Annotated in this window: 16 protein-coding genes; 12 read left to right on the forward strand and 4 right to left on the reverse strand. The window is 52.4% G+C overall.

The features are described 5' to 3' along the window. Window positions 1-3 precede the first annotated feature (3 nt). Window positions 4-855, forward strand: coding sequence for a DMT family transporter (locus tag AC3RCL_RS30755; RefSeq protein WP_015737933.1), 852 nt, complete (start codon window positions 4-6; stop codon window positions 853-855). A gap of 57 nt (window positions 856-912) precedes the next feature. Next, a complete protein-coding gene (locus tag AC3RCL_RS30760) occupies window positions 913-1716 on the forward strand; it encodes an alkaline phosphatase family protein (RefSeq protein WP_492533746.1) in 804 nt (267 codons plus the stop codon). A gap of 21 nt (window positions 1717-1737) precedes the next feature. On the opposite strand, the gene AC3RCL_RS30765 is transcribed toward AC3RCL_RS30760, so the two are convergent. Both AC3RCL_RS30765 and AC3RCL_RS30770 read right to left on the reverse strand, forming a co-directional pair. Beyond that, entirely contained in the window at window positions 1738-2268 is a 531-nt protein-coding gene (locus tag AC3RCL_RS30765; RefSeq protein WP_096775711.1) for a cysteine hydrolase family protein, read from the reverse strand. Between the two features lie 205 nt (window positions 2269-2473). Further along, window positions 2474-2953, reverse strand: a complete 480-nt coding sequence (locus AC3RCL_RS30770; RefSeq protein ID WP_213580758.1) for a MarR family winged helix-turn-helix transcriptional regulator — start codon at window positions 2951-2953, stop codon at window positions 2474-2476. A 496-nt stretch (window positions 2954-3449) separates the two neighbouring features. On the opposite strand from AC3RCL_RS30770, the gene AC3RCL_RS30775 reads away from it, so the two are divergent. The 5 genes from AC3RCL_RS30775 to AC3RCL_RS30795 all read left to right on the forward strand — a co-directional run bounded on the left by AC3RCL_RS30775 (window position 3450) and on the right by AC3RCL_RS30795 (window position 11014). Continuing rightward, window positions 3450-4544: a GntR family transcriptional regulator gene (locus AC3RCL_RS30775; protein WP_492533749.1), complete on the forward strand. Its 1095-nt coding sequence runs from the start codon at window positions 3450-3452 to the stop codon at window positions 4542-4544. Between the two features lie 35 nt (window positions 4545-4579). Next, window positions 4580-6772, forward strand: a complete 2193-nt coding sequence (locus AC3RCL_RS30780; RefSeq protein WP_192570277.1) for a GH92 family glycosyl hydrolase — start codon at window positions 4580-4582, stop codon at window positions 6770-6772. Between the two features lie 232 nt (window positions 6773-7004). After that, window positions 7005-8672, forward strand: a complete 1668-nt coding sequence (locus AC3RCL_RS30785) for a spore germination protein (RefSeq protein ID WP_492533751.1) — start codon at window positions 7005-7007, stop codon at window positions 8670-8672. Between the two features lie 30 nt (window positions 8673-8702). Further along, window positions 8703-9812, forward strand: a complete 1110-nt coding sequence (locus AC3RCL_RS30790; protein WP_492533753.1) for a spore germination protein — start codon at window positions 8703-8705, stop codon at window positions 9810-9812. Then, window positions 9809-11014 (forward strand): Ger(x)C family spore germination protein, encoded by a 1206-nt coding sequence (locus AC3RCL_RS30795; protein WP_192570274.1) that lies wholly within the window; start codon window positions 9809-9811, stop codon window positions 11012-11014. Before AC3RCL_RS30790 ends, AC3RCL_RS30795 begins: the two co-directional genes overlap by 4 nt. 41 nt (window positions 11015-11055) lie before the next feature. On the opposite strand, the gene AC3RCL_RS30800 is transcribed toward AC3RCL_RS30795, so the two are convergent. Beyond that, on the reverse strand, window positions 11056-12471 hold the full coding sequence (locus AC3RCL_RS30800) for a hypothetical protein (protein ID WP_492533755.1): 1416 nt from the start codon (window positions 12469-12471) through the stop codon (window positions 11056-11058). A gap of 165 nt (window positions 12472-12636) precedes the next feature. Here AC3RCL_RS30800 and AC3RCL_RS30805 point away from each other — a divergent pair, with 165 nt between their 5' ends. The 5 genes from AC3RCL_RS30805 to AC3RCL_RS30825 all read left to right on the forward strand — a co-directional run bounded on the left by AC3RCL_RS30805 (window position 12637) and on the right by AC3RCL_RS30825 (window position 18296). After that, the gene (locus tag AC3RCL_RS30805) at window positions 12637-13338 is read left to right on the forward strand and encodes a response regulator transcription factor (protein ID WP_492533757.1); all 702 of its coding nucleotides are present in this window, start codon (window positions 12637-12639) and stop codon (window positions 13336-13338) included. Continuing rightward, window positions 13335-14342, forward strand: coding sequence for a sensor histidine kinase (locus AC3RCL_RS30810; RefSeq protein ID WP_015737944.1), 1008 nt, complete (start codon window positions 13335-13337; stop codon window positions 14340-14342). Before AC3RCL_RS30805 ends, AC3RCL_RS30810 begins: the two co-directional genes overlap by 4 nt. Before the next feature lie 186 nt (window positions 14343-14528). After that, window positions 14529-15299 (forward strand): ABC transporter ATP-binding protein, encoded by a 771-nt coding sequence (locus tag AC3RCL_RS30815; protein WP_096775703.1) that lies wholly within the window; start codon window positions 14529-14531, stop codon window positions 15297-15299. Continuing rightward, window positions 15274-17205 carry an FtsX-like permease family protein gene (locus tag AC3RCL_RS30820; protein ID WP_492533760.1) on the forward strand — a complete coding sequence of 644 codons (1932 nt, stop codon included), beginning with the start codon at window positions 15274-15276 and terminating at the stop codon, window positions 17203-17205. The genes AC3RCL_RS30815 and AC3RCL_RS30820 overlap by 26 nt, the downstream gene beginning before the upstream one ends. Before the next feature lie 2 nt (window positions 17206-17207). After that, on the forward strand, window positions 17208-18296 hold the full coding sequence (locus AC3RCL_RS30825) for a DUF418 domain-containing protein (protein WP_492533762.1): 1089 nt from the start codon (window positions 17208-17210) through the stop codon (window positions 18294-18296). A gap of 132 nt (window positions 18297-18428) precedes the next feature. On the opposite strand, the gene AC3RCL_RS30830 is transcribed toward AC3RCL_RS30825, so the two are convergent. Further along, window positions 18429-19784 carry an aminotransferase-like domain-containing protein gene (locus AC3RCL_RS30830; protein ID WP_492533764.1) on the reverse strand — a complete coding sequence of 452 codons (1356 nt, stop codon included), beginning with the start codon at window positions 19782-19784 and terminating at the stop codon, window positions 18429-18431. Window positions 19785-19805: the final 21 nt, after the last annotated feature.

Here is a 19805-nt window from a genome sequence, read left to right on the forward strand (position 1 = left end):
CCGATGGAGCTGCTGTCACTGCTGCTGGTGCTGTCTTCCGGACTGACCCATGCCCTCTGGAATCTGTTTACGAAGCGAAGCATTCATAAATCGGTATTTCTGTGGTGCATCCACTCCGTCACGTTGGTCTTTCTGATGCCTTATTTTGTCGTGGAGATGTCGGGGCTGCGGCTGGAACTGCCCGTTTACGGTCTTATGCTGCTGTCCATGACCATTCAAGGCTGCTATATCACGCTGCTCTCCAAAGCCTATACCCATGGCGACATGTCTCAAGTGTATCCTTTCATGCGGGGGCTTGGCGCCATGTTGACTTCGCTGTGCAGCCTCGTGCTGTTTCATGAACAATTAAGCACGGCAGGCTATATGGGGCTGAGTCTTATCATTTTTTCGCTGTTCGCTTTATCGGGTTTGAGGCTCAGGGGCCAATCCAGCGTAAACCCCAAAGCCTTGCTATATGCTTGTCTGGTCGGGCTTTGCATTTCCGGATATACCCTGACCGACAAAGCCATTCTGGATGCAGGGGTCTCCCCCGTCTCGCTGATCCAGTTATCCAACATCAGTTACTTCGTCGCCCTGGTCGTTCCCGTGGCGCTGTCCAGGCAGCTGACACGGGAATGGTCGGTGAACTGGCGCACGATTCTGCTGGGCTCCATCCTGGCACCGGGTTCGTACTTGCTGTTCCTGTTTGCCATGCGGCTCACCCCGCTTGCGCACATTGCCCCGGTCCGTGAAATCAGCACGGTGTTCGGCACCGTTCTGGGCATCATCGTGCTGCGCGAACAGCAAGGCTGGCGGCGAATCGTCATGTCGGCGCTCATCACGATAGGCATCATCACGATTGCCCTATGGGGGTAGGAATCGGCTGCATGAATTCACGAAGACCAAAATGTTCATACCGAGGAGGATCTATCGATGGCTAACCGTGTCGTTATTCTTGGAATTGATGGAGCAGGCGGGTTCATTCAAAACGCGGATGCTCCGCATATTCACGCTCTGCTGAAGGCAGGAGCATACTCTTACGATGCTCAGACCGTATATCCGAGCATTAGTGCCGAATGTTGGGGCTCGTTGTTATACGGCGTAAAACCGGATCGACATGGTCTTGATAATGACCGGGCGATCCACGGCAGGATTCCGGAGGACTTCCCCTATGCCTCGCTGTTCAAGCTGGCTCGCCGGCAATGGCCGGATGCCCCCTTGTCTGCATTCAGCTGCTGGGCACCGATCAACACGGGAATCATTGAGAATACGATTAACGTTCATATGGAATCCAGACCGGACCCCGAGCTGGCGGAGGCCATCGTCGATTATATTCATCAACAGCCCGATTTCAAGCTGATGTTCATTCAGCTGGATCACCCCGACGGCGCCGGCCACAAGCACGGATTCGGTACGGATCTGCAGCTGGAGCAAATTGCCGTAACCGATCAGTACGTAGGCATGATAGTCAAAGCACTCAAAGATCAGCAGCTGCTGGAAGACACCTGGATCCTTACGGTCACGGATCACGGCGGAGGAGGCGCACATCCTAACGATCACGGAAGTGATCACCCCATGGATATGACCATTACTTGGGGAATTACGGGCCCAGGCGTAAAGCCCGGCCTTATCGAAGCACCGATCGGCATCATGGACACGACCGTCGTCATCGGTCACGTCCTGGGACTGCCCGCTCAGCCTTGCTGGGAGGGAAAAGTGCCCGAAGGCATACTCTAACTCCAAATAAAAAGCCGGCGTTTACGCGCCGGCTTCTTCTGTACAAAGGGCTTCTTCCGTTGTCTTGATGTCCGCAAACCATCTTAGCGTTGCATTCACGTGATCGATGATCTGCTGCGCCGTTAACGCCGAATTGTTCCAGGTGCTGTGGGCATCGGACACCAGCGTGACATCATAGCCCAAACTGGATGCTCTCCGGCAGGTGGTATCCACGCATAATTCGCTCTGCATGCCCGCAAGGATTACATGCTCGATGCCCTGCCTCTTCAATTCCTCCTCAAGCGTCGTATGGTAGAAGGAATCCGGTCTTGTCTTCTGAATGACGGTATCCGACATCGCAGGCGTGATCTCAGGATTAATCTTCCACGCCTCCGAACCTGCCTTCAACCCTTCGTCATTATGCTGGATGTAAATAACAGGAATGCCGCCGCTTCTGGCTTTTGCGATCAGCTGCTTGAGATTGTGGAGCAATCGATCTCCTTCGTACACCGGATCATTTACTTGAAACATCTCATTCTGTACATCAATGACCAACAGCGCGCTCTTCTTCAACTATAACAACCTCCCGTACAGATCATAATCATCCCTTTCCATTATAGAACGTTTGTTCCCGACTTGTATATCAAAATTTGTGTCTCATTCTTAAGGAGGGAGTTCCCTTCCACGCAAAAAAAGGAATCCGCTCTTAAGGGGACTCCTTATCATGGCTGATCGCCCATCCGGGTATCGCTATAAGAGCAGTGATGGTTCCTCTCCGCTACTCTTCTTCGACGCGAATCCGAGGGTTTGCCGACTTCTTCTTTAAGTTATACTGATGGAGCTTTCTCATGGTCTTGTAAAGCTGCTGTAATTCTTGGTCATCCAAAACATCAAACATGGAGGTTTGAAAATCCGACAGCAGCGGGATGATTTCTTCCAGCAAGGCTTGTCCCTTCTCGGTTAGCGAGATGTACTTCACCTTCCAATCCTGCTTGCGGACAATCAGGCCCAGCTTCTCCAGCCGTTTCACCATGTGGGAAACGCCGCCGCCGCTGATGGACAGATATTCGGCCAGCTCCTGCTGAGATAGAGGTTGGTGGGCCATGACCTGGATCAGCACGTCGAATTGGGCAACGGTAATGCAGAAAGGCTGCAAAAACTCATTCGAGATGTGATTGCCGATCTGCTGAAACCGGGTGATCCGAATCCATGACAGCATGGCTAACCGGTTCTCCTGATGAAATCCCAATTGCTTCATTGATTCCATTGACCTCCTCTATCGTAATCACAGTCAATTTATCACTCAAATGATATGCTGTCAAATCATGTACATAAAGCTGATACCAGCCAGCATCAAGGCTGCCAAGATGCGATATGCCGAGGGTCAGCAGGATTACGGGAATAATAAATGTGCCGGATGCAGGTCCTACCCGCTGAATACATACAACTTTATATTTGATATATCAAATATCCCTGATTTTTGATCAAATGACATATCATTTAATCGATATTTCAGTGCTCATCTTCTCTATTTAGCGGCTCGGCGGACGTTTCATTCCGAAGTATAACCAGGGAGACTATCCTTATAATAACAACCATACTTTAATAATCCCGTCTGACACATATCGGGAATTTCCAATCCAGCCTTTCCGTATGCTCAACCATAACAACCGTATCATCTTATTCAAATGCATCTTTAAACTTTGACATTCCCCCTGAAAAATGATATATCAAATTTAGCGAGGTGATCTCATATGGAACAAATTCCACTATATCAACATATCGTCAACGCTCTAACAGCCAAGATTGAATCCGGGGAGCTTCAGGCTGGAGACCAGCTTCCGACCGAAGCCGAGATTTCCAAGGAATATAAGGTCAGCCGGATTACATCGAAGAGAGCGCTGAACGAGCTGGAGAATGCCAAGCTGATTTACCGGATCCAGGGCAAGGGGAGCTTCGTAAGCGACGCTAAGGTTGATCACCGACCATTGAGCAAGACCGGCAAAGAGATTCTGCTGATTCTCCCGTTCGCCCATAATCCGGGACTCGGCGATTACGAGAAAGGCATCAATGAATATCTCGCAACGACCGACTATAGCTTGAACATTCAGTCCAACACGATTGTCGGGCAGCGCAAGCTGTTGGAGTCTGCGCTTCAAAGCGCCCATTCCGGATTGATCCTCTACCCGATCAGCAGCATCTCGGACCTTGGCATTCTGTATCAATATCACCTGGCAAAGTACCCGCTTGTGACGATCGACAAGTGCATTGAAGGCATCCCCTTCCTGTCGGTCGTCTCCGATAACTTTGGCGGCGGATACCAAGCCTCCAAACATCTGATCGAGAACAATCACAAAAAAATCGCCTTTATCTCCTCCTTGAAGGTAGAGAATTCCTCTTCCATCCGGGAGCGGTATTTCGGTTACTTGAAGGCTCTGTATGATTACAGCCTGATCGATTACAGCGTCAATGACTTGACCGACCGTTACTTAACCCATGACCACGACAACGGCAGAGAATACTATATTCAGTTTATTCAGTCCGTCGTGAACCAAGGAATTACGGGGATTGTGGCAGAGAATGACCTCATTGCGATCGAAATCATTCAAATCGCCAAGGAGTTGGGCTTGTCCGTTCCGGACGATTTCTCCGTGGTCGGTTTTGACGACATTCATCTCGCGAGCTTTGTTGAACCCAAGCTGACCACCGTATCGCAGGACTTTGGACAGATGGGATATCAGGCTGCACGGAACCTCATATCCCTCATAGAGCACCCTCTGGAACACCCTCTTGAGAATGTGGTGATTCCCGTTCGCCTCATGGAACGCCAGACCGTGAAGAAGTTATAATCCGCCTATTCCTCAATAACAAAGGAGAATTTTACATGCTGAACTATGTCGATACCAGACAGGGCACCAACAACCAATATACCTTTTCCAACGGGAATGCACTCCCTTACACGGGTGTGCCGTTCGGTATGAACCACTATGTCGTGCAGACCAAAAACGAAGGAAGCTGGTTCTTCAACCCCAATGACCGCATCTTCCAAGGCATTCGCCTGACGCACCAGCCGAGTCCGTGGATGGGCGACTTCGCCCACTTCCTGATGACTCCGATCGCAGACGACAAAATCAGGGGCTCCGTCTTCACCTGCCAAAGCTCGTACCGGCCGGAGGAAGCGATATTCAAGCCTCATTATCTAAAAGTGAAGCAGCAGCGCTACAACATCACCACGGAGCTGGTACCGAGCTGCTATGGCGCGTCGCTGCGCATCAAATACAATTCCGGGCAGCAGGCTGGCCTTGTGCTAAACGTCCAAAGCCAAAGCGAGTTCCGGGTGGATGCTGCCCAGCGCAAAATGACCGGTTATGTCAGCAACTTCGCAGACTGTCACGATAAAGGATTCCGCATGTACGTGGCCATGAGCTTCAGCAAGGACATGGATCTCTCTGCGACCGGTTACTACGACGCCGAAGGCCAGTTCTTCCCGGAGGTCGCTTTCGTCAATGCGGACCAGCATGTCGTCATTCGCTTCAAGGACTGTGAAAAGGGCACCCTGGATGTTAAGCTGGCGACCTCTTTCATCAGCCAGGAGCAAGCGGAGCTTAATCTGACTCGCGAGCTCGACACAACCTTGGACGAACAGAAAGAATTGGCGGCGGAAGCCTGGAATCATTACCTGAACAAAATCCGGGTCACTCACCCGAACGAGGAATATATGCGCACTTTTTATACCTGCCTTTACCGCATGTTCTTGTTCCCGCAAAAATTCTATGAGCTCGATGCCGATATGAAGCCGGTTCATTACGACACAACGGCCCGATCCGTCAAGAAGGGCGTGCTCTATACCAATAACGGCTTCTGGGATACTTACAAAACCGTATATCCGCTCTATTCCATCATCGCGCCGAAGGAATATGAGGAAATGCTGGAAGGTTTCCTGAATTCTTACCGCGAGACCGGCTTCCTGCCAAAATGGCTGTCCCCGGATGAGCGCGGACTGATGCCGGGCACGCTTATTGACGCGGTCATCGCGGATGCGGCGGCAAAGGGACTCGCCCAGCATCTGCTGCCGGAACTGCTGGAGGCCATGCTGACCGCAGCCACCACGCAGAGCGGACAGAATTGTTATGGACGTCAAGGAACGCTGGACTACATCAAGTACGGTTACGTTCCGAGCAGCTATCATGAGAGCGTAAACCACACGCTGGATTACGCATACAGCGACTATTGCATCAGCCGCGTGGCCGATGTGTTGGGCCGGTCGGACATAGCCGCTCAGTACAGACAAAGCGCGCTCAACTATCAGAATATTTTTGATGCGGAGACCGGCTTCATGCGGGCCAAGGATCAGAACGGCCAGTTCCGTCCGAATTTCAACGACACGAGCTGGGGACTCGATTATGCCGAGGGAAGCGCTTGGCAAACCAGCTTTGCCGTATTCCAGGATTTCCAAGGCTTGATCGAAGCGTATGGTTCGAAAGAACGCTTTTTCGACAAAATTACCGAATTGTGCAACAAAGCGCCAGACTTCGACGTCAGGGGCTACGGCTTTGAAATTCATGAGATGAGCGAGATGGCCGCCATCGATTATGGCCAGCTGGCGATTTCCAACCAGCCGAGCTTCCATATTCCTTATCTGTTCAACTATGTAGGGCAGCCCGCATCATCCCAGGTGATCCTCAAACAGCTGATGTCGAACCTGTTCAACAGCGGCTTTGACGGCTTCCCGGGCGACGAGGATAACGGCAGCATGTCCGGCTGGTATGTGTTCAGCTCCATGGGCTTCTATCCGGTATGTCCGGGCAGCAATGAATATGTGCTCGGCATCCCGCTGTTCGACAGCGTGAGCATTGAGCTGCCAAACGGCAAACAGATGTTGATTCATACCGACAACAACAATCCGCAGTCCAATTTCGTGGCGAACGTGCAATTGGAGGGACAGGATTACACTAAACTGTACATTACGCATGAGGATATTCTGGCAGGCAAATCCCTCGATTTCCGTCTTGGATTGGCTCCAAGCTACCGTCATTACAGTGCGGAGGAACTGCCGTTCTCGATATCGAAGAAGTAAGAGCTTCAGCTTAACTCGCATCATAAGGGCATCCCATCAGGTCAGCGGCCTGGGGGATGCCTTTTTTTTGCGTATCCAGTTTTCCAGCGCCCATTCGTCATCATTGGAAGGCAGACCCGTGGGTCCCCTTCACTAATATTGAAAATACAGGAATTTTCAAGATCGCCTCGGGTAACAATACACATGATTCGCATTATGACCCAATTGCTAAGAAACTGCGGGGTGATTATCGGTGTGGTCCGTCATTGCGTCTTATATTCCGAAGTGGACGATATTTTTCCAAGCCTTTCTGCTCTTTTTTGTCCCCGTCGTGATGCTGTTGTTCTCCAAATGGTTTCACAAGTCAATCAACTCAAGCTTTTCCCTAAAGCCCAACATCCCCTCTTCACCCGTGAGGGAGGATAGCGTTTCGCCAGACGCTTCCCTAACGGGACTTTACGACACGGATATCACGTCGGTTCGCCAAGCGATCGGTGACAATGCGGACGTGGAATTCAGGGAATTTACGATACGGGGCACGCGAACGCGGGCGGTCGTCGTATATGTGGACGGATTGCTGGATAGCGACCTCATCGACACCCATCTTATAAGACCCCTGATGCTGGAGGGGGTTCCGGAAACGGAGCACGACAACTTTAATGATTCGAGCGATGCCATCAAAGCCTACATCAGCAGCCAGATGCTGCCGGTATGTGAGATTAAGCATGTTCGTCAATTATTGGACCTTGTACAAGCCGTTCTTGCAGGCACGCCCTGTTTATTGGTGGATGGAATGCAAGGAGCCTTTTTGGTGGGGTCGGCCAAGGGAAAAAGCCGAAACGTAGAAGAGCCTCTATCGGAAGCCCTTCTTCGAGGTCCCCGTATCGGATTTACCGAAAGATTGTCAGACAATACAGGCCTGCTTAGGCTTCATGGAAAAAATGAAAGTCTTCAGCTCACCCGATTCGAGGTCGGAAACCGGGTAAAAAAAGATCTGGTCGTCGCCTACATGAAGGACATCGCCGACCCCAATCTGGTGGATGAAGTCGTTACGCGCATCCGGAAAATCGAAATCGACGACCCGCTGGAATCGGGATACATCGAGCAATTGATTGAAGAAAACGTCATGAGTCCTTTTCAGCAAATCCAAAATACCGAGAGACCGGACAGGGTCATCGGCGCTTTGCTGGAGGGGCGGGTAGCCATCCTTCTTGACGGCACGCCCTACGCGTTAATCGTGCCGGTCACGTTCAGCATGCTGCTCCAATCGCCTGAAGACTATTACGAGAGATGGATCTCGGGCTCCTTTGTCCGCTTATTGCGCTTTCTCTCCGCCCTTCTGGCGCTGCTGGCACCCGCACTGTACATTTCGTTTATTTCGTTTAATCCCGGGCTGATACCCACCAAGCTGGCGTTGACTATTATCGGGACGAGGCAGGGCGTGCCCTTTCCCTCGATCATCGAAGCGCTCATCATGGAGATCGCCATTGAAATTTTGCGGGAGGCCGGGATCAGGCTTCCGAAACCCATTGGACCTGCGATGGGCATCGTGGGCGGTCTGATTATTGGCGATGCTGCCGTAAATGCCGGAATTGTCAGTCCGTTTCTCGTTATTGTCGTAGCTGTAACCGCGATCTCCTCCTTCACGATCCCGGTCTACAGTGCCGGCATTACACTGCGCGTCCTCCGGTTTACCGCGATGTTCTTTGCGGCAGTGCTCGGTTTGTTCGGCGTCGTGATGTTCTTCCTTTTGCTGTGCAGTCATCTGGTCAGATTGAAGAGCTTTGGCGTGCCTTACGCAAGCCCCATGGTGCCTTACGGTATCAACGACTTGAAGGATTTCCTCATCCGCTTCCCCTTGAAGGTGATGAAGAAACGCCCCCAACTGTTAAAACCGCAGGATCCCGATCGTCGAAACTAATCATTTCAAGCACGAAACGAGGTGAGGACCATGAGCAGCTCCAGTTTACAGACCAAAGACCAAATTACCACTTCCCAGGCTGCCGTCATGATCATTAACTACATGCTGGGCGCCGGTATTCTCACGCTCCCGAGAACGACGGTAGAGGCTGCCAAAACCCCGGATGTATGGATATCCATTCTAATCTCCGGCATGATCATCATGCTGGCCGGATTCATCGTCGTAACGCTATGCCGCAGATTTCAGGGAAAAACCTATTTTCAATTCGTGCCCGAAATCACTGGTAAATGGGTGGCCTTCCTGTTGAGCTTGCTGGTCATTGCTTATCTCATTACCATTTCTGCTTTTGAAATCCGGGTGATGGCGGAAGTTACGGGGCTATACCTGCTTGAGGGCACACCCGTATGGATCATCGTGATGACGTTTATGTGGATCGGTCTGTATTTGACCACAGGAGGGATCAACTGCATCGCTAGAATGTACGAGATCATTTTGCCCATTACGCTGTTGTTCTTCATTATTGCAATTCTGCTGAGCAGCAACATATTCGACGTCAAAAATTTAAGGCCGGTGCTTGGCTCGGGCATCATGCCCGTGCTGCAAGGGATTAAACCCTCGCTGTTATCGTTCACCGGTTACGAGATCATGTTTGTTGCCATGGCGTTCATGAAGTCGCCCAAGAAAGGCACCAAGGCTATGCTCGTCGGTATTACGGTTCCCATGGTGATCTATTTGATCACCGTCATCATGGTCATTGGCGGGCTCTCCATTCACGGCGTACAGAAGAGAACCTGGCCCACGCTGGACTTAATGCGGAGTTTCGAGATGCAGGGCTTGATATTCGAGCGCTTTGAATCCCTGCTGCTTGTCATCTGGATCATGCAAATATTCTCGACCTTTACGGTCGCGCATTACGCAGCCTCGCTAGGGCTCTCCCAGCTGCTGAAGAAGAATATACGCCCCATCCTCTTCATCATGCTTCCGGTGATCTTCCTGATCGCCATGGTGCCGAAGGATGTGTCGGAGACATTCAAGCTGGGAGATACCGTAGGTTATATGTCGATATATTTATTCGGGGGACTGCCGCTCATCCTATTATTGATCAGTAAGGCCCGCAAGAAAGGGGGGAAGCCGAAATGAACAGATATAAACGATGCGTGTCGATAGTAACGGCCAGCGTCCTGCTGCTGCTGACAACCGGATGCTGGAGCAGCAACGAGATCGAGGATGTCAGCGTCTATGTAGGTTTAGGACTGGATGCAGCGAATGAATCCCGATTCGAACGGGAGATCAACCAACAAGGGGCGACCTACCCCAAAAGGAAAGTGCTGACGGCGACGGTTCAGATCGTGCCCCCGATTACGAGCAAGAGCGAGAAACAAGGCGGATCCAGCTCGTCTTCACCCAGCAAAGCCTATCTGAATGAACAATTAACGGGAGATTCCCTTATTCAGATCTTCCGCCAGTTTGCTCTGCGAAGAGACCGTCCGCTGATCGGCCATCATCTCAAGGTCATCGTCGTCTCAAGCGAACTCGCCAAACGGTACAGCCTGGAGCAGATTCTTGATTTTATTCTCCGGGATAATGATATCCGCCCCAGCTGCCTGGTAGTGGTGAGCCACCGGAGTGCACTTGAAGCGTTGAGCTCCACCGAACCTGGGGAGATCCCAGCTTTCTACTTGATGGGTCTTGTGGATAACCGCTATCGTTCCAACAAAATCCTTCCCCCGATGTCACTCATAAAGCTGGATAGCACCATGCAGTCGGGAGAGAGCTTCCTGCTGCAAAATGTCGTTACCGCGCAAAGCGAGCATAAATTCTCGGGTGCCGCCGTATTCAAAGGCAATACCAAGAAATTTATCGGGGAACTAAGCCAATATGATCTTGAAGGCTTATCCTGGATCAAGGAGGACGTGAAGGGAGGGGCGCTGAAAACGTACGCGCATAAAACCGGACATACCGTTATTTATGAGCCCAAGAATTCCCACAGCACCATTATCCCCAAGGTTCAGGGAGACGAAATATCATTTCATATCAAGGTCCGTTCGGAAGGCAGATTAATTGAGGATTGGAGCTTTCCGGAGATTCCCACAACCGAGCAATATATGAGAGAGTTGGAACGACTGTTTGAAGAAGAAGCCCGTAAACAGATCGAACAGGTTTTGGATAAAATGCAGCATGTCTATCATGTAGACGTTGGGGGCTTTGCCGATCAGATCCGAATCAAATATCCAAAATTGTGGAAAAAAGTAGAGAAGGATTGGGATGAAACCTTTAGCCATATCCCCATTACGTATGAAGTCGACATGAAGATCACGGACTTCGGTTCCTCAACGGATTAAAGAGCGCTGACGCAATATCGTCAGCGCTCTTTTGCCTTGGCTTACACCAAAAACATCGCAACGACCGTCGTCACGGCAAGGCCTAGCAGCACCGGCTTCAGATTCCGTCTTGCCAGCTCGAACGGGCTGACCCCGCAGATGGCTGCGGCCGGAATCAGTGCCCATGGAATGAGCGTCCCGCCGCCTACCCAGATGGCGGCAACCTGGCCGAGCGCGGTCAAGGTAGCCGCACCTGAGCCGATGGCCGTGGCAAACAACTGCGCGATCGAGCCGGCGAGCGATATGCCGGAGAAGCCCGAACCGTCCAGACCCGTAATGGCACCGGTGATCGTCAACGTCACCGAACCCACGGCGCCGTTCAGCGGTACTGCATTCGCAAGGGCAACCCCCAGGTCGTTCACGATCCCATGGGATGCTTCCGGAAGCACTTTGCCGAACAGATCGCTGAACGCAGCATCCCCCAGATAGAAGAAAGCCGCAATGGGAATGACGGGACCGAACACCTTAAATCCGAACATGAAGCCCTCGATCAAATACGAGGTGACCTTCTCCAAACCGCGGTTGCGATGAGCGACCAGCGCAATGACGCCGAGGATCAGGACGGCTGTTCCGCCTACCAGGGCCGTCGCATCTCCGCCTTGCAGCTTCAAGATGAACATGGCCGCGACGTCTGCCGCGAACAGGAGCAGGATCGCGATGGCCAGCCATTTTTTCATGCCGGGAGAAACGGTTGCAACGGTATCATCCTCATCGGTTCGCGTGGTCAGCGCGTCTCCCGTGCTTTTGATGGAGACCAATCCATCCCTCCAGCTGCCATTGCGCTGATCTCTCTTCATCATCCAAAATGCCGCCACGGTCGTCACCAGCCCCATCACGATCACGAGCGGCACACTCGCGGCCATGACGCTGGCTACAGGCAATCCGGCTGCATCGGCAGTCAATTTAGGCGCGCCTTGAATGATATAATCCCCCGATAGCGCGATGCCGTGCCCGAACAGATTCATCGCCACGGCTGCTCCCAGAGCAGGCAAGCCGACCCGGATGGCAACGGGAAGCAGGACCGCCCCGATTAACGCTACCGCCGGTGACGGCCAGAAGAAAAAGGAGGTCACCATCATGATGATGCCGATGCCCCAGTAAGCCATAGCCGGAGTTCGGAGAAAACGGGTTAACGGGGCTACCATCGTCTCGTTGATCCCCGTCTTGATCAAGACCCGGCTCATCGCCACGATAATGGAAATAATCATGATCGTGCCCATCAGCTCTTTGGTCGCGTAGATAAATGAATTAAATACGCCGGAGACCGAGCCGCTCAGCGTCTCCGTTGCCAGAATGCCGAGCGCGAATATTCCGGTAATGCAAACCAGCGTCGTATCGCGCCGCCGGATCAACAGCGTCATGATCAATACGATAAACGCCAGGTAAACCCAGTGAATCGCGGTTAGATGAATTCCCATATGAAGCCACGCCCTTTCCCAGGCAGCAGGTTTTGTGTGACTACATCTTATGCATGGGCCTGGGCAAGGGTTCATGCCCCGTACTTATCATACGCTTACGGATCTCCGGGAAGGGTGTGGTATAGTGAATGCAAGCCCCTGCTTTGCGTTAAAGGAGTTGATGACATGTATACCATTCTGATTGTGGAAGACGATGAACGAATCGCGGATAAACTAAGGTCAGCGATCTCCAAATATGATTTCAACGTACGGATCATCGAAGATTTCGACCGCGTGATGGACATCTTTGCGGAGACGAAGCCGGATCTGGTTCTGCTGGACGTCAATCTGCCGAAATACGACGGATTCTACTGGTGCCGTCAAATCCGCACCCAATCCCACTGCCCGATCATCTTCATCTCGGCACGCGACAGCGGCATGGACCAGATCATGGCGCTCGAAAACGGGGCCGATGATTATATTACGAAGCCGTTTGACATGGAGCTTGTCCTGGCCAAAGTCCGCAGCCACCTGCGCCGCGCGGTCGGCGCCTATGCCTCCGGCCAGGAGGAGGAGCCTACCGTTGAAAGCGCCGGTCTCCTCCTGTATCCAGAGCGACTCCTCGTGACCTATGGAGACCGGTCGGCCGAGTTAACCCAGAAGGAAGCTGCCCTGCTGACGATGCTCATGGAAAAAGACGGCCGCGTGGTCAGCCGCGAGCGGCTCTTGGACCTCATGTGGGAAGATCAGCACTTCATTGACGACAATACGTTGAATGTTTATATTACGAGGGTTCGCCGCAAGCTTCGTGAACTCGGAGCCGGGGATCTCATCGAAACCGTCCGGGGAGCAGGCTACCGGTTCATGGCAGGCAAGGAGACCCTATGAAACTTTTTTTGAGGGAGCACCTCCCGCTCATGCTGTTTTTTGCCGTTCAAATGCTGCTTGTCCCCCTGCTGTACTGGCTTACCGGTGAAGGCAGACCCTTTACTGTCGTACTATACGGGGTACTGTTGAGCAGCGTCGTGCTGCTGGTCTATCTGGTGTACCGGTATCTCTCTCATCGCACGATGTATCAAGAGCTTTCCAGCCAGGAACTTTCGGAGGAGTTCTCCAATCCTCCTCTGGGCGATGCGCCGCTGCCGGAAGCGATCCACGAGCGGATCAGCCATTATGAACGCTTATACCGGGAACAGCTGCATCGGCATCAAAGCGGAACCGACCAGCATCTGGCCTTCGTCAACCGCTGGGTTCATCAGATGAAGACCCCGCTGTCGGTGATTCAATTAACGCTCGATGAAGTCGAAGAAGCACCCGCCGAACATATACGGGAAGAGCTTGAACGAATACGCAAAGGCCTCGAAATGGTGCTGTATACTGCACGCCTGGACCGGTTCGAGCAGGACTTCGCGGTAGAAGCCGTCGGACTCCGTGCCGCGGTCAGCGAATCCGTCGTGGAGAATCGAAAGCTATTCATTCGCAAAGGGATTACCCCGGTGTTTCGCATCGATGATCGGATCTCCGTCTACACGGATGCCAAATGGTTTCGATTTATGCTGGGTCAAATTCTGACGAACGCCGTGAACTACTCCGGCAGCCCCGGCAAGAAGATTCAATTCACTGCAGAAGAAGCAGGGAAACACATCAAACTTCGTATCCGCGATGAGGGGATCGGCATTGCACCGGAGGACATCAACCGGGTATTCCATCCCTACTTCACCGGCGAGCGCGGCCGGCAATATCATGAATCCACCGGCATGGGCCTGTATCTAGTCCGTGAAATCGCCCATAAGCTTGACCATTCCGTCGAACTGGAATCCACGCTCGGTGAGGGAACCACCGTTATCTTAACGCTGCGCACTGCAGCAATCCAAGGCACATCTTTTTCATAGGTGTGCCTTATTTTCATGGGCGGTTAAGCTTAAACTTCATGCCGGCATCTCAGGATACGAACAGAATATGCGAACATAACCTTATGGCAGATGTAAGCTCCGTTTCACCTAAATCCATAGCAGGAGCATGTCGGAATGCGGTAGAGTTAGGCTACACTGAGGTTATAGAAAGGAGCCTATGGATTTATGGATATTCTTGAAGTAAAGGCTTTAAACAAAGTATATGCGGGCAAAGTGGCGACACAAGCTCTTACCGATATTCATCTCACCATCAAAGAAGGAGAATTCGTCGGCATCATGGGGCCATCCGGCAGCGGCAAAACCACCCTGCTGAACATGGTATCCACCATCGACCGTCCAAGCTCGGGCGAGGTCAAGATCGGGGGCAGCAATCCATACCAAATGAAAAAAAGCGAGCTTGCCCACTTCCGCCGGAGGCAGCTCGGCTTCGTGTTCCAGGATTTCAATCTGCTCGACACGCTAACGGTTGCCGAGAATATCGTGCTCCCGCTTACGCTGGACCGCCGTCCGCTCAAGGACATGGAATCGCTGCTGCAGCAAACCGCTTCGCGGCTTGGCATCCGGGAAATTCTGAATAAACGCGTGTACGAAATTTCGGGGGGCCAAAGGCAGCGCACCGCGATTGCCCGGGCGATCATCGGCTCGCCCCTGTTGCTGCTTGCGGATGAGCCTACGGGAGCGCTCGATTCCAACTCCTCTCGGATCGTGATGGAGTCGCTCGCCGAGATCAATGAGCGGGATCGTACCACGTTAATGCTGGTTACGCATGATCCCCTGGCCGCAAGCTATTGCAACCGCATCGTTTTTATTAAAGACGGCAAGCTTGCCGCCGAGATTCACCGCGGAGAGAACCGGCAGGCCTTTTTTCAAAAAATCATCGATACGCTATCGTTCTGGGGAGGGAATACAAGTGAGCTTTCCTCAATTCGCGTTTAATAACGTCCGGCGGGATGCTCGCCAATACTTCGCTTACCTGCTGAGCAGCTCATTCATGGTCATGATTTTCTTTACGTACGCGGTATTCATCTACCATCCGGCCATCGAGAATTCGCCCATGGGCGCGATGACGCGTACGGGAATGACAATTGCCACGGTGATCGTCTATGTGTTTGCCTTCTTGTTCGTGCTGTATTCGATCAGCGTATTCCTGAAGTCGAGAAATCGGGAATTCGGCATTCTGACGATTCTGGGAGCGGAAGCCAAACAGATCAATTGGCTGATTTTCCTGGAGAACATTCTGATTGGCGCCATTGCCATCGTAACGGGCATCGCCAGCGGAATGCTGTTATCCAAGGTGTTCCTGCTCATCAGCACCAAGGTGATCGATATGGACGAGCTGCCGTTCTATTGGCCGGTCAAAGCGATGCTGCTGACCGCAGGTGCGTTCGCTGCGCTGTTTCTCGTCATTTCGCTCTTTACCTTGTTATTTATCCGGAAGAATCAAGTTCTGGAGCTTCTCAAAGGCACCAGCAAACCGAAAACCGAACCGAAAGCCAATCTGTTCCTGGCCCTCTTAGGCGTGGTGCTGCTTACCATCGGCTTTTCCGTCCTTCGTGTCAAAGCGTTAGACCCTGCGGGATTGATAATCGCTGCGGCAACCGGAATTATGGGCACGTATTTCTTCTACTCCCAGCTGTCCGTGTGGATTGTCCGCATGCTGCAGCGAAGTCGCAGGACCACCTGGAAAGGAACAAACCTGCTGTGGATTTCCGAAATGAGTTACAAGATTAAGGATAATGCCCGCATGCTGTTTCTGGTCACGGTTGTGGTAGCGCTGGCTTCCATGAGCACCGGTTTCGTACTGGCCATGCAGCAATCGATCAAATCGGTATATTTGGATAACCCGTACGCGCTCAGCTACACCTACTATAACAATACCGACGAGATTAAGGCGCAGGAAGAATTGGCCCTGATTGACAATCGCCTGCAGACAGAAGGGCTGGAGTATAAACGGGCGGAGGTCGAAACCATCTACTATCGCTTGTCAGCGAATGGGGAGGATTCCTTACACATCATGCCGCAATCCCAATACGACCGTTTGGCTGCTATGATGAATACCAAGCCGGCCGGGACACTCGGCGAGAATGAAGCCTTATTGACGGAAACCCCGAATGCAGCGAAGAAGAGTAAAGGGAAGCTAACGGAAGCAGATATCGAATTATCCGGTCAACCCTACTCTTTCATCCTGGAGAACCGCACAGACCGGATTGCGGCTTTGGTATATAGCGGCAGATTGCTGGTCGTTACGGACACCATGTTTGAAGAGTTGAGGGGCGGGAACAAAGCAAATGAAATCAGTGTGAATCATACGTATCCGTTTATTCTTCCCGATTCCCAAGGACTCCCCGAGAAGGATGATCCCGAAACCAAGCTCGGTCTCGAGCTGTCGGAGTGGAACGGAAGTGCAATCAGCGAAGGCTATATTGAATCCAGGGCGGAGAGCTATTACGTCAATAAACAGGGATTTTCGTTATTCAGCTTTATCGGGGTGTTTGTCGCCCTGATCTTCTCGATCTCAACCGCAAGCTTCCTGTATTTCAAACTGCATACGGAGCTTTCGGCCGATCAGGCGATGTACCGTTCCCTGTCCAAGATCGGACTCAGCGCGCGAGAGATGAACATCTCCGCAACCATTCAGATTGCCGTGCTGTTCTTTATTCCCATCCTGGTTGCAGCCCTGCAGTCCTTGGTCGTGCTCGACCCGATTCTAGGCTACCTGGATGTCCCGAATGTAAACGGACCTGTAATGGCAGCCTCATCGGCATTCTTAGTCGCCCAAATGATTTATTTCCTGATCGCCAGAGCCCGTTATATTAAATCAGTGAACAGGATGATGGTGTGATCATGCATGCAGGACAACACGACGCCGCGACTCGGTATGGCCCTTCCCTTGAAAAGACGCGCTTGTACTCTTTGGACCAATTCAGGGGATTTGCCCTCCTTGGACTGCCGTTTGTCAACGTGTTGGGACTCTGGCTCATCGCCACACCCGAAACGGCAGCTGATTATTGGCTTCAGCGAGGACTTAACTTTTTTGTGGAAGCCCGATTTTATACCATCTTCACGTTTCTGTTCGGACTTGGATTCTACATGTTTCTATCACGAAGCGCTACAACGGGCGGAAAGCCAAGACTTCGGCTGTATATTCGCCGGTTAGCGATTCTGGTGCTGATCGGCTTCATCCATCAGCAGTATCAATCGGGGGAAGCATTATTCTATTACGCGGTTGTTGGCCTTCTTACGGTTCCTCTCTACTGGGCTCCGCGGAGGGTTAACCTTCTCATCGGATCGGCGGGGTTTGTTCTGGCGGCCGTTATGGGCGTCAAACTCCTCACCATCCCTTTCCTGATCGTATTAGGTCTAGCTGCTGGCCAATATCGATTACTCGATGCGATCAACAAGGGATTAAGATTACGCTCGTTGCGCATGATTTGGATACCGTCTCTGTTAGGAACGATTTTGGTCATCGGTATCATGTGGTGGGTAGCGCCTTCCGAGCCGATGCCATCGTTTCTGTTCGAGGTAGCAGGCGAGTCGCCGTCGCCAACCATGGAAGCCGCCTTCACTCTGGCACATATCGGGGTGGCGACAGGCCCTCTCGTATCCGTATTTTATCTAAGCTCTCTCTTAATGCTTGGACGTACCCGCGTAGGTGCGAAGATGCTGTATCCGTTACAGGCATACGGGCGCATGGCGCTTACCAACTACATTGGGCAAACCGTCTTTCTGGTAGGCATTCAGCGCTTCATGCTGAACACCACACCGACGACTTATGTCGTGTCCTCGCTCGTTTCCCTGGGTATTGTGATATTCCAGATCATAGCCAGCCAACTGTGGATGCGTTGGTTCCAATACGGACCTTTGGAATGGTTGTGGCGATGCGGTACCTATTGGACCCTCGTGCCGATTCGCAAACAAACAGGAGACCTATAGGTCTCCTGTTTGTTTGGTTTGTCTTTGCCCGATGACGGAATCGATGATAATCCTTAATTCCGGAAGCAGCCGTGCTGCAGGTTTTCCAAGTGTTCTCCCCAAGCTGCTGCCCAGCTTGATCCGTCATTCCTTCTACCTCATCCGCCGCTCTAAACGCCGTATTTCCTCCTCGATCACAATCATACCCGCCTCGATTCGGGGTTTCTCCACCCCGATGATACATAACCGAATCCGGTCGTTGCCCTGATACTCAGGCAGCAGATGCTGATCCACGTTCGTAATCGAGATACCTCTCAGCAGCAAGCGATCCTGAAGTGCGGATGCCTTTACATACTGGGGCAGCCGGATGGTGATGAACACGCCGGAGGAGGGGCACGTATAGTGAATGCCGCTGCCGAAGACACGGGCACATACCTCGATGGCATAGCGCATCTTCTCCCGGTAATGCTCCCGGATGCGGGCTGCATGGCGGTTGTACATGCCGCTCTTGATATAAAGTTCAAGCGCGCCTTGGGAGAGGATCGGCGACGATATGTCTGCGGCGTTTTTATGCCTAATAAATGGATCCAACAGCCGATCCGGAAGAAGGACGGCGCCCATCCGAATGCCTGGAAGGATCGTCTTCGAGAAGCTTTTGACATAGATGACATGGTCCGACTGATCCAGTGCGTACAACGGGTCCGCCTTCGAATCCTCCTCCAGGTCCGCCAGATAATCGTCCTCCACGATATAGACATCATACTGCCGGGCGAGATCCGCGATACGCCTCTTCTGCTCCAGCGAATACGAGGTGCCTAACGGGTTGAGGAATCGCGGCACCGTGTAGAACAGCTTGATCTGTCCGCTGCGAAAATAAGACTCCAGCACCTCCAGGTCGATACCATGCTCATCCCGATGGATGCCGATCACCGGACAGCCTGCAACGCGCGCCGCCGCCAAGAAACCGAAATACGTCGGCTGCTCCACCAGAACCGCCCGTCCCTCCTCACCCGGGAAAGGCATGCGCGTCAGGATCGAGAAGGCCTGCTGAGCCCCGGTCACCACAGCGATTTGATCAGGTTTAGCGAACATTTGCTGCGCGTGAAAATACCTGCTCAGTTCGTGCCTTAACGAAAAGATCCCCTGTGGATCGGTGTAACCGAACAGCTCCTCCTTGTATAAGGAAATCGCCTTGCGCAGGCAGTGCTCCATCTCCTGAAACGGCAAAAAATCGCCCCGGGGCGTCGTTGAGGCGAAATCAATCGGCCCGCTTTCCGTCCGCGCAGAGGCTCGGCCCCTCCCCTCCACGAGATAGTATCCGCTTTTGGGCACCGGGTAAATGATATCATCGCGCTCCAAGGTCTGATACGCACGAACGACCGTATTGGGACTGCAGGAGAACATTTTGGCCAAGGCTCTGACCGATGGAAGCTTATGACCTGATCGGATATGCCCCCTCTCCACTTCACGGATCATATGGGCAACAATTTGTTCGTGCTTCGTGTCCATCCCGCTTCTCCCCCTGTATTG

This window comes from Paenibacillus sp. MT86 (genome assembly GCF_058792535.1).